Origin of the sequence: Hyphomonas sp. NPDC076881 (genome assembly GCF_050269995.1) — a bacterium.
Taxonomy (GTDB): Bacteria; Pseudomonadota; Alphaproteobacteria; order Caulobacterales; family Hyphomonadaceae; genus Hyphomonas.
Map to the genome: position 1 here is coordinate 138,888 of NZ_JBNNJJ010000008.1, position 14,426 is coordinate 153,313.

A 14,426-nucleotide genomic window follows, 5' to 3' on the forward strand; every position below is an offset into this window, starting at 1 on the left:
CCGCGCTGCCCGCGACTCAGACTTCCGGGCAGAGGACGCTTTTCATTTTTGAATAATTTTCGAGAACATGGCCACAGCCATTGACCACACATTTCAGCGGATCGTCCGCGATCATCACCGGCAATTGGGCCTGGTTGCGGATCACGGCGTCAAGATTGCGGAGAAGCGCGCCCCCGCCCGTCAGCACGATGCCCCGGTCCACAATGTCAGCGGCGAGTTCGGGCGGCATGGCTTCGAGCGCGATCTTTACAGCGTCGACGATATCGGTGACCGGTTCCTTCAGCGCTTCGGCGATCATCGCTTCGGTGATCTCGGTTTCCTTCGGAACGCCGTCCAGCGTGCCGCGGCCACGGACGGTGAGGGCCATGCCGGTGCCGTTTTCCGGCGGCATGGCGGTGCCGATCTCTTTCTTGATCCGCTCGGCCGACATTTCGCCGATGAGGATTTTTTGCTCGCGGCGCAGATAGTTGACGATGGCCTGGTCCATCTTGTCACCGCCGACGCGCACGGAGCGGGAATAGACGATGCCGCCAAGGGAGAGGACGGCCACTTCCGAGGTGCCGCCGCCGATATCAACGACCATGGAGCCGGCCGGATCGTCAATCGGCAGGCCGGCACCGATGGCGGCGGCCATGGGCTCCTCGATCAGCTCGACATGGCGGGCGCCGGCGGCGAGCGCGGACTGGTGGATGGCGCGGCGCTCAACGCTGGTGGCGGAGCTGGGCACGCAGATGATGATGAGGGGAGACACGAACGCCCGGCGGTTATGAACCTTCCGGATGAAGTGCTTGATCATTTCCTCGGCGACTTCGAAGTCTGCAATCACCCCGTCGCGCATGGGGCGGATCGCCTCCATGTTAACAGGTGTCTTGCCGAGCATGTTTTTCGCCTGCTCGCCGACCGCATAGACGATCTTGCGGCCGCCCTGCGTCATGTAGGCGACGACGGAGGGCTCATCGAGCTGGACGCCCTGACCCTTCACATAGACGAGTGTGTTTGCGGTCCCGAGGTCAATGGCCATGTCTGTGGACAACAGGCCGAGGAGGCTACCGATCATGCTGTTCTCAAGCTCTTTCTGAAACGGTCCGGATCGTTCCGTCCGACAACGCGCGCATTCCTGATATCAGCCCCATACATCATGTGCCGTTAACGCCGCTTTAAAGCAAGGTCCGCTCGTCACATAATCGGAACGAACCGTACTTATATTTGGGATGTGCTGATTCCAAAGGCACTCACCGCTGCTTTGGCCGTTGCCTGCTCAATAATCACGGAACGGTTCGTACGCCAAATGTAAACGGTTTGCGGCTTCCTGTTAACCTTTGGACTGCCCGCCGGACGAGGGGCCGTCAGCCTGAGCGGAAGATGAACGGTTCGTTCGGATACCGTTTGCCCGGCTTGTGGGAGGGTGATCCTGCAGCGCCGGAGAAGGCAAGCGCACCACGCTTCAACCCCTCTCCCAGCCGTAATGCGAGTGTTCGCCGGACGCCCCCTGCCCCTGACCCGGGCTCCGGCCTCAGCCTCCCGGCGCTGCAAACCTCCCCGGCTTGAGATCAGGCCTTGGTGACGAAGGTGGCGATCACCTTCTTGCGGCCGGTCTTGTCGAAATCCACCGTCAGCTTGTTGCCCTCGGTGAAGGCGACGCGGCCATAGCCGAACTTGTCATGGAAGACGCGGGCGCCGGTGGTGAAGCCGGAGGTGCCCGACGCCGTGGCGGTGAGTCCGGCGGCGTCGCGTGGGGGCGTGCCTGTGGGTTTGCCGGCGTTTTCCTTCAGGCGTTTCCAGCCGGGGCTCTGATAGTCTGAGCGTTCGCCCAGATCCTCAATCGTGCCGGTGAAGGCGTCTGCGCCCGCCGGGAGGCCGGAATAGCCGGTTTCGGAGACGGCATCGACATGTTCGGGCGGCAGCTCGTCAATGAACCGGCTGGGCATGACGGCCTGCCAGCGGCCATAGATCTGCCGGTTGGCGACGAAGGAGATGTAGCAGCGCTGCCGGGCGCGCGTGATGCCGACATAGGCGAGGCGGCGCTCCTCCTCGAGGCCTTTCAGGCCGCTTTCATCCAGGCTGCGGCGGGAGGGGAAGACCTCCTCCTCCCAGCCGGGCAGGAACACCATCGGCCATTCGAGGCCCTTGGCGCCGTGGAGGGTGAGGATCTGCACCTGATCTTCGCCGCTGCCGCCGGCGGCAGCATCCATCACCAGTTCGATGTGTTCGAGAAAGCCTGCGAGCGAGTCGAACTCGCCCATGGCGCGGACGAGTTCCTTGAGGTTGTCGAGCCTGCCTTGCGCCTGCGGGCTGCGGTCTTTCTGCAGCATGTCGGTATAGCCGGACTCTTCCAGGATCATCTCGGCGAGCTCGGTATGAGGCATGCCGCCGGCGAGCTTGCCGCGCCACATGTTGATCTGGTCGATGAACTGGGTGAGGCCGCGCTTGGCGGCGCCTTTGATCTCGTCGGTCTGCAGGACCATGGGCGTCAGAACGAAGAGGCTGCGGCCGTCGGCGCGGGCATAGGATTGCAGCTTGGCGAGGCTGGCGTCCCCCACCCCGCGCTTGGGCTCATTCACCACGCGCTCGAAGGCAAGGTCGTCATCGGGCGAGCGGATGAGGCGCAGATAGGCGAGCGCGTCGCGGATCTCGGCGCGCTCGAAGAAGCGCGGGCCGCCGATCACGCGGTAAGGAATGCCCAGAAGGATGAAGCGTTCCTCGAAGGCGCGCATCTGCCAGGAGGCGCGCACCAGCACGGCGCAGTCATCATGCTTGCCGCCAGCGCGGACCCAGCTTTCGATATCGTCGGCGATCAGGCGGCTTTCCGCCTCCCCGTCCCAGAGGCCGCGCACCTTAACCTTGGGCGCGTCGGCGTCCTCGTTCACCGCGCTGTCATTGCCGACATAGAGCGCCTTGCCGAGGCGGCCCTTGTTATGGGCGATGATGCTGGAGGCGGCGGCCAGGATATGCCGGGTGGAGCGGTAGTTACGTTCCAGCCGGACCACCTTGGCGCCGGGAAAATCCTTCTCGAAGCGCAGGATGTTATCCACCTCCGCCCCGCGCCAGCCATAGATCGACTGGTCGTCATCGCCCACGCAGCAGATGTTGCGGGAGCCCTGCGCCAAGAGGCGCAGCCAGAGATACTGGGCGACGTTGGTATCCTGATACTCGTCCACCAGAATGTAGCGGAAGCGCTGGTGGTATTCCCGCAGGATGTCCGGATTTTGCTGGAAGATCGTGATGTTGTGGATCAGCAGGTCGCCGAAATCGCAGGCGTTCAGCACTTTCAGACGCGCCTGGTAGATCTCGTAGCATTTGATGGCCTTGCCATTGCCAAACAGCTCCGCCTCTTCGGGCGGCACACGGTCCGGTGTCAGCGCGCGGTTTTTCCAGCCATCGATGAGGCCAGCCAGATAGCGCGGTGTCCAGCGTTTTGGATCGAGGTTTTCGGCCTGGACGATCTGTTTGCAGAGGCGGATCTGATCGTCGGTATCGAGGATGGTGAAGCTGGATTTGAGGCCCACCAGCTCGGCATGTTTGCGCAGGATCTGCGCGGAGATGGAGTGGAACGTTCCGAGCCATCTCAGCCCCTCGCCGGCGTCTCCCAGGAGGTGCAGCGCCCGCTCGCGCATTTCGCGGGCGGCCTTGTTGGTGAAGGTCACCGTCAGCGTCTGCGAGGGAAAGGCAAGCCGGGTGGCGATGATATGGGCCAGGCGGGTGGTCAGCACGCGCGTCTTGCCAGTGCCCGCGCCCGCCAGCACGAGCAGGGGGCCATCGGTGTGCAGCACGGCCTCGCGCTGCTCCGGGTTCAGCCCTTTCAGATAGGGGGCGCCCTCCCCCGCTGCGGCAGGCGGACGGGCGGCGGCCATCTGGCTGATCGAAAGACGATTCGGATTGGAACTCATCAGGAACATATAGCAGGCCCTGACATAATGGGCAGGCCGGACTGCATTTTGTGAACCCGATTGTATGTAATGCGTTAGGTGAGAATGCCGGACCTGAAGCTCCCCCGCGCCGTGACCGCAGCGTTTTCCGTGATCGTTACCCTGATGGGGGCGCTGGTGCTGCTGCTGGTCTTGATGACCTTTCCGGCCATCGGAACGCCGGTGACCAATCTGGCGCTGGGCATGACCGGGCCGGACGGCGCCTCAGTCAGCCGCGCCCATACGCGGTTTCCGGCGCTTAATACGGTTGTCTTTCAGGGGCTTGAGGCGGACCGGGCCGAGATTTCTTCGGGGTCTGTACGCCTGAATTTCTTCGGGTTTCTGCCCGCTGTGGCGTGGATTTCCCGCGCCGAAGCGCGCGAGGGGTTCATTGCGATCGAGCGGGGACAGGACCGCGATGAAGGCATCACAATCCCGCAGGTACGGCGGCTGATCGACGAGGTGGCGCTGACTGATATTGACGTGCGCTATACCCGGCGCGGCGAAACCAGCGTGATCGGCATCAGCGAGGCGGCAGGCTCCCTTCGCGCGGGCTCTGTGCAGCTGAAAGCGGCCGGGGGGCGCTCGGAGCTTGAATTTGCAGGCAGCGCCGAAGCCTCCACCCTGAACGCCCTGGCTGGCCGGTTGCGGCTGCGGGGCGAGAATTTTGCCGACTTCGCCTGGGTGGCCGGCTTTGCCGCGCCGAACACGCCGCCCTATGACGCGGTGGCCGATATCCGCATCGCGCCGAACCTCTGGACCATCGATTTCCTGCCCGACACCCGGATCGGGGATAGCGACCTTGCCGGGCCGCTGACCCTGCGAACGGGCCGGGACACGCCGGTGATCGAGGCGAACCTGCGCTCTGCCAATCTCGACTTTGACGATCTGGGCATCCTCTTCGGCATCCCGATCGGCGTGGGCGCCGGCGAGACCGTGAATGAAGAGCAGGCCGAAGCCCGCGCGGCGCTGGATGCGAGTGGGCGGCTGATCCCCAACGCGACCATCGATTTCACACGGCTGGATGCCGTAGATGGCACGATCCGTTTCACGGCCGATGAGGTGAGCGATGCGATCTTTGATATCCGGGGCCTGAAGCTGGAATTCGAGATCGAAGGCCGGGTGGTGCGCGCGCCGGTGCTGGAGCTGAGCTTCGCGGAAGGGCAACTGGCCGCCTATGTGACGCTGGACGGGTCGCAATCGCCGGCCATGACAACCGCCGAGGGCGAGCTTACCGGTGTGCCGTTCAGCAATCTTGCCGCCGATCCCTATGTGCGCGGCACCGCCTATGGGGAGTTCAAGCTGGAGGGGCGCGGCGATGGCTTCCGCGATACGGCGGCCAGCCTGGACGGACGCATATCGCTCTGGTCGCAGAACGCGGAGCTGCTGGCGCTGGTGGCCGAGGCTTCCGCGCTCGACATTCCCAACACGCTTGCGCTGCTGGATGAAAACGAGGGCGAGAAGACCTATGCGCCGACAAGCTGCGCAGTGGCCTCCCTTGCCCTTCAGGAGGGTGTCGGGCGGGCCGATCCCGTTCTCTTTGATACCGAGAAGCGGCTGGTGGTGGTGACGGGGGACGTCAATCTCGGCAATGAAACCATTGATCTCAGCGTGCAGTCTGACTCCAAGAATCCGTCCTTCGCGACCCTTGCGGTGGATGTGAAGGTGGGGGGCACGTTCCGGTCGCCGGAGCTGTCTGCCCTCGGCCCGGAAACGGTTCTGCAGATCGGGGCGGCGGCTGTGCTTGGCAGTATCACCGGCGGCCTGGCTGCCCTGCCCTTCATCGAACTGGGCGAGGCCTCCGATGCGCCGTGCGCGGATATTGTCGCCCGCGCGGAACAGACGCGGGAATAAGTGTTCCGCGTGCCGGTCCACCCCCTCGTTCGGGGGAATTGACCTGTTTGCGGCAATTGTGACGCCTGTAGAGGTAACAGACCCAGGCGGCGCCATGCACTCTTCCCCTTCCAGGACAGACTTCCGCTTCAGCCTGGCCGGCCGGCTGGGCATTGCCGTTGCCACGGCGCTGATCTGGCTGATGCTGGCGGGAATGGCGTGGGCCGCAACGATCCTCCTGCTCAGCGGCGAAGGGGTGGGCGCGCTCAGCCTGGGCGCGGCGGCGATCCTGTTCGTGCTGCTCGGCAATATCATTCTGCGGGACTGCCGGATGCGGTGGCGCTGGCGGATCCTGCTGGGCGAGGCGCAGGCGACGCTGTTTCTGCCGGCTGGACGCCTGCTGTTCGGCCCGGCCCCGCCCGTGGCGGAGACGCTGAGCTATGCCGCCATCCGCCGGATCGAATGGCGCGAGGAAATTACCTCCAGCCTGGGGCTGACGACGATCAACCGCGTCTACGGTGTACGGATGAAGGAGGGCGGTGTGATCCTGCTGGGCGAAGACCGGCCCATCCCGAAGACCACCCGCTATACGGCCCTGACGGGAGACGCCGCCCGCGCGCTGGCCAAGGCGGCGGGCGTGCCGGTGCGCCAGCTGGAGACTGCCCAGGGAGCGGGCGGCTTCCTGACGCTGTGGGGCACGCGCCGGCCGGACTGGCCAGCCGGGAAAATCTCAATGTAGATCAGAGAGAATGCAATTTAGGGCCGCAGCCAGCTAAGAACATTCTCAGTTGAACCGCGCTTGGGAGCTATCTGTTAGAATCTCAAGGAGACTGCGAGCGATCCGTATTCTGAACCCACTCGTCCCTGGAGTGCCCATCGGTTGCTAAAGTTATATCTCAAGGAGCCAAACCCGGCCTCCTGATCACCAAAGAGATACCCGCCTCCGGCGCTCACGTTTGGACCGAGATTTAATTCGCCCGTGACTAAGCCCCGCCAGGCAACGTCTGGCGCGCAACGAGCATCATCTGCAAACTGTCCATTTGTAGTATCGCGGCAGACCTCTCCTCCATTCGAAAATGTTTCCCGCTGATAGTGATCATCTTCATTTTCATAGAAGATCAAATTCGCAGGAGACGCACCAAACTCAATCCAAGAAACAGGCCGGTATTTAACACCAGCTTCAATTTCTACGCCGGTTCGTCCTTCAAATGAGTACCCAAGGTTGCCATAGGCGTCCCATTTATCCTCAGACCGTTCGGCGGATCCAGGTTGGGCGAAGGCGTTCTCTGCGCTAAACAACACCATAGAAAGCAAGGCAATTTCGAAATTTTTCATGTCAACCCCTCGAAAAGTCGACATGATTCTTTGATTCACCCAAAAATTGAACTGTGAAAATCTAAATCCCACAAGAAGCGGTTGAAGACTTCAGCCCTTCCTGAACGCGATGGTTACCTGGCCGATCTCGATGCCGTAACGGGTGACATAGGCGCGGTTGAGAAGCACGTCGTCCTGCATCAGGAACATCCAGTCATTGAAGCCGACATTCCAGATGCTGCCGCCGACCTTCAGATCGACCTTGTATTTCCAGTTGAAGGCGTTGCCGGAGACCTGCCCTTCGGCGATGCCGGTGACGTCGCCGGCCGTGCCGCGATAGCGGCCGTTGCCGAGGACATCGATTTCCCAGACGCGGGTTTCCCGCGCGCCATCATCATAGAAAAACTCTTCAGTGAGCGTCAGGCGGTCGCCTTCCAGCTCGCCTACGATGTCTACCTTGAACTGGCGGCGGACCTTACCGAACCTGTCCTCGAACAGGCCATAGGCGGTCGTCTCGCCGAGGAAATATTCCTCCAGCACGAGCTGGCGCGGGGCCGCCTGGAATTGTTCGAGGGAGGAAGAAGACGCGCAGGCTGTGGCCGTTGCCGAAGCAACGCCGGCAGCCAGCACATTCGCAACGCGGCGGGCATTTGGCATGGGTCAGGTCCGGTCTGCGGGGTTGAACTCGTTCCCCGTTACGCAGGCCGGACCTGATTGGATTTCACGACAGAGGCATCGCCTCAGTAAAGCGTGGCGAGCGCCTTGCCGTTATAGTCGGCAATCTCGGTGAAGCGGCCTTCCTTGATCTTCTTGGCCCATTCGGGGTCTTGAAGGATGGCGCGGCCGACGGCGACGAGATCGAATTCGCCCCGGTCGAGGCGTTCTTCGAGGTCGCCCAGCGAACGCTGTGACGCGCCCTCGCCGGCGAAGGCCTTCTCGAAATCGCCATTGAGGCCGACCGAGCCGACCGTGATTGTGGGCAGGCCGGTCAGCTTCTTCGCCCAGCCGGCGCCATTGAGGCCGTTTTCGCCGTCAACGTCCGGGAATTCCGGTTCCCAGTAGCGGCGCTGGGACACGTGGAGACAGTCAACGCCCGCGTCCACGAACACTTTCAGGAAGGCTTCCAGCTCCTGCGGCGTGGGGGCGAGGCGCGCGGTGTAATCCTGCTGCTTCCATTGCGAATAGCGCAGGATGATCGGGTAATCCGGGCCGACCTTCTTGCGGATCTCACGGATGATGTCGCCGCCAAAGCTCGCGCGGTCGGCCAGGCTGCCGCCGTATTTGTCGGAGCGCTTGTTCATCGCATCCCAGAAGAACTGGTCGATCAGATAGCCGTGGGCGCCGTGGATTTCGAGCGTGTCAAAGCCCAGACGCTTGGCGTCTGCTGCGGCATCGGCATAGGCCATCACCATGTCTTCGACTTCGGCGGTCGTCGGCTCGGGCAGGATCTGCTTACCGGTATGGGTGATGCCGGAGGGGCTGTCGGTCGGCGCGTCCGGCTCCGGCCCTGTGCCGGCCTTGCGCACCATGCCCTGGTGCCAGATCTGGGGGGCGATCTTGCCGCCTTCGGCATGCACCCTGGAGACGACGCGGGCCCAGCCATCAAGGGCGTCGGCCTTGTAAAAGTTGGGAACATTGGGGTCGTTGGAGGAGCCGCCGCGGCGCACAGTGGTACCCTCGGTGACGATCAGTCCGACATCGGCCGCCGCCCGGCGCGCATAATAATCCGCCACATTTTCCCCCGGCACACCGCCCGGCGAGAAGGAGCGCGTCATCGGCGCCATCACAATACGGTTGGGCAGTTCCAGGTTTTTCAGCCGGAAGGGCGTGAACAGGGTGCGGGTCATCAGCTATTTCCTTGCGCTTTTGCAGGCGATGAGTTGGGCAAGTGTCCGGTCGGCGTCAACCATTGACGTTAAGGGAATGCAGGGGCACCCCTGAAGGGACGCTTTAGTGGGGATAATAATGCGCCATCTGTTTGTTCTGCTCGGCGTTCTGAGCGCTGCGGCCGCCTGTCAGACGCCGGGATATGATTATGCCGCCCGCGCCGCGCCAAACTATGCCGAAGCGCTGAACTATACCGATGTCGGCGTGGGCCGGTTCCGGGGGCCGGCGGGCGATGTGGCCGAGGCCGAGTTCCAGGCGCTGATCGACAATACCCGGCTGGAGGGCGCGCCCTGGTTTGCCGTGATCGACCCCGGCCGCCCCCAGGGCATCTATGAAGGCGAAGTGCTGATCGCCGGCTTCAACCGCGAGACCAGCTTCAAGCGGGAGCGGCGCTGCGACAAATACAAGGGCCTGTTCGACTGCGAACGGCATGTCGTGATCGAAATGCGCTGCCCGAAAGACATCGTGGATGTGACCGTGAGCGCCACGCTGGTTGATTTCGGCACGGGCCGGGCCGTTTTCACCTCAACCCAGGGCGGCGCCTCCGAGCGGGAAGACTGTTATGACGTGGCCGAATATCCCGATACGGATCAATCCACAGGCCCGTTCGGAGAGATCATTCGGGAAACCCTGCCCCAATGGGACGCGCCGATCGGCATGATCGCCGACGCTGTGGCCGCGGCCATCCCCGGCTTCCGCCCGGACATTGCCCCTTACATGACAACATTGCGGGCAGAGATCGTGGAGAAGCCGCTGGTGCCTGAGGAGGCCGGCGATCCGCGCTTTGCCGCTGCCGTGAAGGCCACGCGCCGCGGCGAATATATCGGCGCCTGCGCGCAGTGGCAGGAACTGGCCAGGGCTTATCCCAAGGCACCCGGTATCCTGCATAACCTTGCCGCCTGCACCGAAGCGCGCGGCGATCTGGCCGAGGCGCACCTGCTTTACGCGCAGGCCGCCGAAATCGCGCGCGGCATTCCCCTGCTCAAGGACAAGGATGCCCAGCCGATCTTCGACGCGCTCGGACGCATCTCTCAGGGACGGTATGAAAACAGCCTGATTGATCAGGTTCAGAACCCGCGCAGGTATTGATTTGTCCCGGAGGGGATCAGCCCTGGAAGAGGCCGATCAGAGGGATGCCAGCGGCGCTTGCTTCAGCCGCGATGCCCCAGACGATGCCTGAGCCGAAAGCGGTAAGGGCAAAGACCGTCTTGAGCATGACACGCTTGAACATGGACGGCCCTCCCGCACTGATACAGCCGGTGATTTCAGTGCAAGTTCCGGGCCTGTCAACGCTTTTTTAACCTTCCTTGCCAGGATCTTGACGGCGGTGCGCGTCCGTTAACTTTTTGAGCTTCTCGGCGCGGGCCTGGTCCAGCGTTTTCTCAGCCTTGGTGCGGCCGAATTTGGCGCGGTTTTCCTTCGCGCGCTGTTCCTTGCCGGCCTTTTCTTTCGCCTTGCGGAACTTGTTGAGATTGACCGGATCGCTCATGCGCGCGCCGCCTCGGCGGCGAGGAGGCGCGCGTCCAGCCTGGCTTTCACCTCTGGCCATTCCGTATCCAGAATGGAGAAGAAAGCCGTATCGCGCACAAATCCGTCGGGCAGCGTCTTGTGCTTGCGCAGTACGCCTTCCAGCTTTGCGCCAAGTTTCAGCACAGCCGCCTTGGAGCGCTCATTCCGGTTATCGACCTGATACTGAACCCGCCGCGCGCCCCAATCCTCGAAGGCATGGGCCATCAACAGCCGCTTGCAGGCGGGGTTGATCACCGTACCCTGAGCTTCCGGAGCATAGCAGGTCATGCCGACCTCGAGGCTCTTGTTCCCCTCGCTGGGGTCCAGAAAGCTGGTGATGCCGAGGAAGGCGCCGTCTTCTGGCCGCGTCACGGTGAAGGGGATCATGGTGCCCGATTCCGTCCGCCTGCGGATTACCTCAATCCACGCGCCCACCCAGTCCCCAGGGCCCCGGTGCGACCACAGCCGGAAGATTTCGGGCGCGCGTTCAGCCAGCGCGTAAAGTTCCGGCCCATCCGGCCCGGCCGCAAAAGGCCGCAGGCGGACAAAGCGGTTTTCCAGCGTCAGCGCGCCAAGATTCATTCCTTGTGGCTTTCCCGCCATTGTTCCATCGCCAGCGAGATGGCGAAGGTTTCCCGGTACTTCGGGCTGGAGGCCGGGCGCGGCGGGCGCACCGCTGTCATCGCCATGATTTCGGCCAGCTTGTTGTGCGCCGCGCCGGACTGCCCTGCCCCGATATAGGCGTGCAGTTCCACCAGCGCGGACGAGAGGGGGTCATGCGCGCGGATGACGAAATAGGGCTCATCCTCTGCCAGCTTGCCCAGCACATCGAACTGAGAGGGATTGGACTTCGAGCCGACGGGCGACTTGGACATGGGGCCTGACCTTTCTGGACGCAGGTGATTCTCTTGCTGCATCCTACTCCCGGCCCGGCGCCCCGTCAGCCCGGACATACCGCCGCCTCAGCGGCCAGACCGGTCCACGTGCACGACGGCGCCCGTCATGCCGTCCACTTCGACAGTCATTTTCTGTCCCTCGGCGGTGCGGCCTTCAACGCGCCAGACGCCCCGGCGGGCTTCCACGCGCAGCACCTCCTGAACGCCCTGTGCCCGGGCGATGTCCACCGCCGTCGCGCGGGAGACCTGAAATCCGGCAAAGGAGCGGTCATCCCCTCCCCGCTGGGCAATCGCCGGCGCGGCCGAACCGGACGCAATGAGAAGGGCTGCGAGAAGTATCCGGAGCCTGGACATGACAAAGTCCTCCCGAGTTTCACCCCCCTCTTATCATCACGGGCCCAAACGGCGGATGAACAAAGGGCAGCAGGGCTGCAAGAAGTCAGATGCCGAAGAAGAGGCGATTGATGGCGTTGGCGATGGGGTATTCATGCGCCTCAAGCGAGGTGACCTGCTGGCCCAGCTCCTTCAAGGGAATTGCCGCGAGTTGCTCGGTCGCCAGCGCGACCTGCCTGCTGCCGAAGTCGAAGACGGGATTCAGCGTCGACGCAACCGCGAACTTGGCCGTATCCAGCAAGGGCGCGGCGACGACAGAGCCGGCCTTCCGCGATCAGGGGATGGCTCAGGACCAGCACCAACTGCTCGGGCCGGTTCTTAAGGGTGAACACCGCCAGGTAATCCATGCGTCAGAACAGCCGGAGGCCATCTGACCAGAGGCCCTCTTCTTCCACCAAACGGGCTTTCGCCTGCAGCGCAGCCCTGTTCTCCTCGGCCCAGCGCCGCATTTCCTCGGCGCGCGTCTCGAAGCGGATGGCTTCTTCGGCCACAGCCGACAGGTTTATGCCCGCCGCCTTGGCCTTGGCGACGAGCGCTTCATCAATGGTCACACTGACGCGGGTTTTACGGGTCATGGTGGGCCTCTGCGCAAAGCTATGCGCATAATATACGCGCATTTCCCATGCGCAGATAGCCCGCCCGTCTCCGCCCCCTTATGCCGGGTCGGGCCCGATCATTTTTTCCGGGCGCACGATGGCGTCAAAGTCTTCTTCCGAGATGCCGAGGGCGAGGGCTTCGATTTTCAGGGTGGTGCCGTTCTTGTGCGCTGTCTTGGCGACCTTGGCGGCCAGATCGTAGCCGTATTTCTCCTTCAGCGGGGTCACCAGCATCAGCGAGTTTTCAAGGCCGCGCTGGATATTGTCGAGGCGCGGTTCGATGCCGACGACGCAGTTCTCGGTGAAGGACACCGCCGCATCGGCCAAGAGGCGGACGGATTGGAGGAAGTTGTAGGCCATCATCGGGTTGAACACGTTGAGTTCGAAATGGCCCTGGCTGCCGGCGAAGGCGATGGCGGTGTTGTTGCCGGCGATATGCGCGGCCACCTGGGTGATCGCTTCGCACTGGGTTGGGTTCACCTTGCCCGGCATGATCGAGGAGCCCGGCTCATTCTCCGGCAGCGCCAGCTCGCCAAGGCCCGAGCGCGGGCCCGAGCCGAGGAAGCGGATGTCGTTGGCGATCTTGAAGCAGCTCATCGCAACCGTCGTGATCGCGCCATGGGTGAACACCATCGCGTCATGGGCGGCCAGCGCCTCAAACTTGTTGGGCGCGGAGGTGAATTTCAGGCCCGTGATCTGCGCGATCTTCTGCGCAACTGCTTCGGCAAAGCCGGCGGGCGAGGCAAGGCCCGTGCCGACCGCCGTGCCGCCCTGGGCGAGTTCCATCAGCATCGGCAGCGTCATCTCAATGCGCTTGATGCCATTCTCGATCTGCTGGGCGTAGCCGGAGAATTCCTGGCCGAGGGTGACCGGGGTGGCGTCCTGCGTATGCGTGCGGCCGATCTTGATGATGTCTTTCCAGGCGTTTGCCTTGTCGTTCAGCGCATTGCGCAGCACCTGCAGCGCCGGGATCAGCCGGTGGACGACCTCTTCGGCGCAGGCGATGTGCATCGCCGTCGGGAAGGTGTCGTTGGACGACTGGGACATGTTCACATGGTCGTTCGGGTGAACCGGCTTTTTCGAGCCCATCTCTCCGCCCAGCATCTCGATGGCGCGGTTGGAGATCACCTCATTGGCGTTCATGTTCGACTGCGTGCCCGAGCCCGTCTGCCAGACGACGAGGGGGAAATGCGCGTCGAGCTTGCCCTCGATCACTTCCTCTGCGGCCTTGATGATGACCTTGCCCAGTTCGGGGTCCATCTTGCCGAGCGCCATGTTGGCCTCGGCGGCGGCCTTCTTGACGATGCCGAGGGCGCGGATGATCGGGGCGGGCTGCTTCTCCCAGCCGATCTTGAAGTTCCCCAGCGACCGCTGCGCCTGCGCGCCCCAATACTTGTCCGCCTCGACCTCGATGGGGCCGAAAGTGTCTGTCTCGGTGCGGGTATTGGTCATGGGGTGGCTCCTGAAGCTCAGCTGAAGCAATGTCGCCGGGCGGTTTAGCCCCCCAATCTCCTGCCATCAAGCGGTGAGCCCGCCTCTTTCCCCTCGGAGAACGGACGAGGCACGGCAGGTCTAGGCATAGCCGCCGTTCAAAGCTATCTTTGGCATATGGCCGACACCGCTTCTCCGTCGAATGATCCACTGGATGCCTTCCGGGCGCTGGAAGCAGATTTCACCGTCACGCCCGAGCATGATGCCTGGATGCAGGCCGAGATCCGCAAGACATTGAAGGCCAAGGCAGATGGCCAGATGACGTACCGGCCTCTGGAAGCGGTGGCGCGCAGGTTCCTCCCCGATGCACATTAGGTTTTCGGCTGATGCCGAAGCCGATCTGGAACAACTTGCTGAATGGCTCCAACCCCGCAGCGCGCAAGGCCTGGACCGCCTTTTAACCGCCGTCTTTACAACAATTGCGCAACTGGAGGGGTTTCCGCTGCTTGGCAAAGAAGGGCGCGTTGAAGGTACTCGCGAACTTGTGGTGCCGCGAACCTCGCTGATCGTGATCTATACCCTGCCTGACGCCTACCACCTGGACATCGAGCGCATTCCGACGCCCGCCGGAAATATCCTCCGGAAGAGGATGGTTCTTTAAA

18 protein-coding genes are annotated in these 14,426 nt (G+C 63.0%); 5 read left to right on the forward strand and 13 right to left on the reverse strand.

The features are described 5' to 3' along the window. Nucleotides 1-16: 16 nt before the first annotated feature. Complete coding sequence (locus ACQKI2_RS10560; protein ID WP_035593124.1) at nt 17-1,057, reverse strand: rod shape-determining protein; 1,041 nt, start codon at nt 1,055-1,057, stop codon at nt 17-19. Between the two features lie 493 nt (nt 1,058-1,550). Continuing rightward, nucleotides 1,551-3,896, reverse strand: a complete 2,346-nt coding sequence (locus tag ACQKI2_RS10565) for an ATP-dependent helicase (protein ID WP_427379664.1) — start codon at nt 3,894-3,896, stop codon at nt 1,551-1,553. A 75-nt stretch (nt 3,897-3,971) separates the two neighbouring features. Between ACQKI2_RS10565 and ACQKI2_RS10570 the strand changes: the two genes are divergently transcribed. Further along, the gene (locus ACQKI2_RS10570) at nt 3,972-5,759 is read left to right on the forward strand and encodes an AsmA family protein (RefSeq protein WP_427379665.1); all 1,788 of its coding nucleotides are present in this window, start codon (nt 3,972-3,974) and stop codon (nt 5,757-5,759) included. A gap of 94 nt (nt 5,760-5,853) precedes the next feature. After that, nucleotides 5,854-6,477 (forward strand): hypothetical protein, encoded by a 624-nt coding sequence (locus tag ACQKI2_RS10575; RefSeq protein ID WP_427379666.1) that lies wholly within the window; start codon nt 5,854-5,856, stop codon nt 6,475-6,477. 74 nt (nt 6,478-6,551) lie between these two features. Here ACQKI2_RS10575 and ACQKI2_RS10580 read toward each other — a convergent pair whose 3' ends face one another. The 3 genes from ACQKI2_RS10580 to ACQKI2_RS10590 form a co-directional block, all read right to left on the reverse strand. After that, complete coding sequence (locus tag ACQKI2_RS10580) at nt 6,552-7,073, reverse strand: hypothetical protein (protein WP_427379667.1); 522 nt, start codon at nt 7,071-7,073, stop codon at nt 6,552-6,554. Between the two features lie 90 nt (nt 7,074-7,163). Beyond that, complete coding sequence (locus ACQKI2_RS10585; protein ID WP_427379668.1) at nt 7,164-7,709, reverse strand: DUF3833 domain-containing protein; 546 nt, start codon at nt 7,707-7,709, stop codon at nt 7,164-7,166. An 83-nt stretch (nt 7,710-7,792) separates the two neighbouring features. Further along, complete coding sequence (locus ACQKI2_RS10590) at nt 7,793-8,899, reverse strand: NADH:flavin oxidoreductase (RefSeq protein ID WP_427379669.1); 1,107 nt, start codon at nt 8,897-8,899, stop codon at nt 7,793-7,795. A 118-nt stretch (nt 8,900-9,017) separates the two neighbouring features. Here ACQKI2_RS10590 and ACQKI2_RS10595 point away from each other — a divergent pair, with 118 nt between their 5' ends. After that, nucleotides 9,018-10,028, forward strand: a complete 1,011-nt coding sequence (locus ACQKI2_RS10595) for a hypothetical protein (protein ID WP_427379670.1) — start codon at nt 9,018-9,020, stop codon at nt 10,026-10,028. 16 nt (nt 10,029-10,044) lie between these two features. Here ACQKI2_RS10595 and ACQKI2_RS10600 read toward each other — a convergent pair whose 3' ends face one another. The 8 genes from ACQKI2_RS10600 to fumC all read right to left on the reverse strand — a co-directional run bounded on the left by ACQKI2_RS10600 (nt 10,045) and on the right by fumC (nt 13,785). Continuing rightward, nucleotides 10,045-10,170 (reverse strand): hypothetical protein, encoded by a 126-nt coding sequence (locus ACQKI2_RS10600; RefSeq protein WP_427379671.1) that lies wholly within the window; start codon nt 10,168-10,170, stop codon nt 10,045-10,047. Between the two features lie 66 nt (nt 10,171-10,236). Then, nucleotides 10,237-10,428 carry a DUF4169 family protein gene (locus ACQKI2_RS10605; RefSeq protein WP_427379672.1) on the reverse strand — a complete coding sequence of 64 codons (192 nt, stop codon included), beginning with the start codon at nt 10,426-10,428 and terminating at the stop codon, nt 10,237-10,239. Further along, nucleotides 10,425-11,030, reverse strand: a complete 606-nt coding sequence (locus tag ACQKI2_RS10610) for a GNAT family N-acetyltransferase (protein ID WP_427379673.1) — start codon at nt 11,028-11,030, stop codon at nt 10,425-10,427. Before ACQKI2_RS10610 ends, ACQKI2_RS10605 begins: the two co-directional genes overlap by 4 nt. Beyond that, the gene (locus ACQKI2_RS10615; protein WP_035593107.1) at nt 11,027-11,323 is read right to left on the reverse strand and encodes a hypothetical protein; all 297 of its coding nucleotides are present in this window, start codon (nt 11,321-11,323) and stop codon (nt 11,027-11,029) included. Before ACQKI2_RS10615 ends, ACQKI2_RS10610 begins: the two co-directional genes overlap by 4 nt. An 87-nt stretch (nt 11,324-11,410) precedes the next feature. After that, nucleotides 11,411-11,698 carry a PepSY domain-containing protein gene (locus ACQKI2_RS10620; protein WP_427379674.1) on the reverse strand — a complete coding sequence of 96 codons (288 nt, stop codon included), beginning with the start codon at nt 11,696-11,698 and terminating at the stop codon, nt 11,411-11,413. A gap of 85 nt (nt 11,699-11,783) precedes the next feature. Then, the gene (locus ACQKI2_RS10625) at nt 11,784-11,978 is read right to left on the reverse strand and encodes a CcdB family protein (protein WP_427379675.1); all 195 of its coding nucleotides are present in this window, start codon (nt 11,976-11,978) and stop codon (nt 11,784-11,786) included. A gap of 109 nt (nt 11,979-12,087) precedes the next feature. After that, a complete protein-coding gene (locus tag ACQKI2_RS10630) occupies nt 12,088-12,312 on the reverse strand; it encodes a type II toxin-antitoxin system CcdA family antitoxin (RefSeq protein ID WP_427379676.1) in 225 nt (74 codons plus the stop codon). A 78-nt stretch (nt 12,313-12,390) separates the two neighbouring features. Continuing rightward, on the reverse strand, nt 12,391-13,785 hold the full coding sequence (gene fumC, locus ACQKI2_RS10635; protein WP_427379677.1) for a class II fumarate hydratase: 1,395 nt from the start codon (nt 13,783-13,785) through the stop codon (nt 12,391-12,393). 156 nt (nt 13,786-13,941) lie between these two features. Here fumC and ACQKI2_RS10640 point away from each other — a divergent pair, with 156 nt between their 5' ends. After that, complete coding sequence (locus tag ACQKI2_RS10640) at nt 13,942-14,139, forward strand: hypothetical protein (protein WP_427379678.1); 198 nt, start codon at nt 13,942-13,944, stop codon at nt 14,137-14,139. Beyond that, complete coding sequence (locus tag ACQKI2_RS10645) at nt 14,129-14,425, forward strand: type II toxin-antitoxin system RelE/ParE family toxin (protein WP_427379679.1); 297 nt, start codon at nt 14,129-14,131, stop codon at nt 14,423-14,425. Before ACQKI2_RS10640 ends, ACQKI2_RS10645 begins: the two co-directional genes overlap by 11 nt. Nucleotide 14,426: the final 1 nt, after the last annotated feature.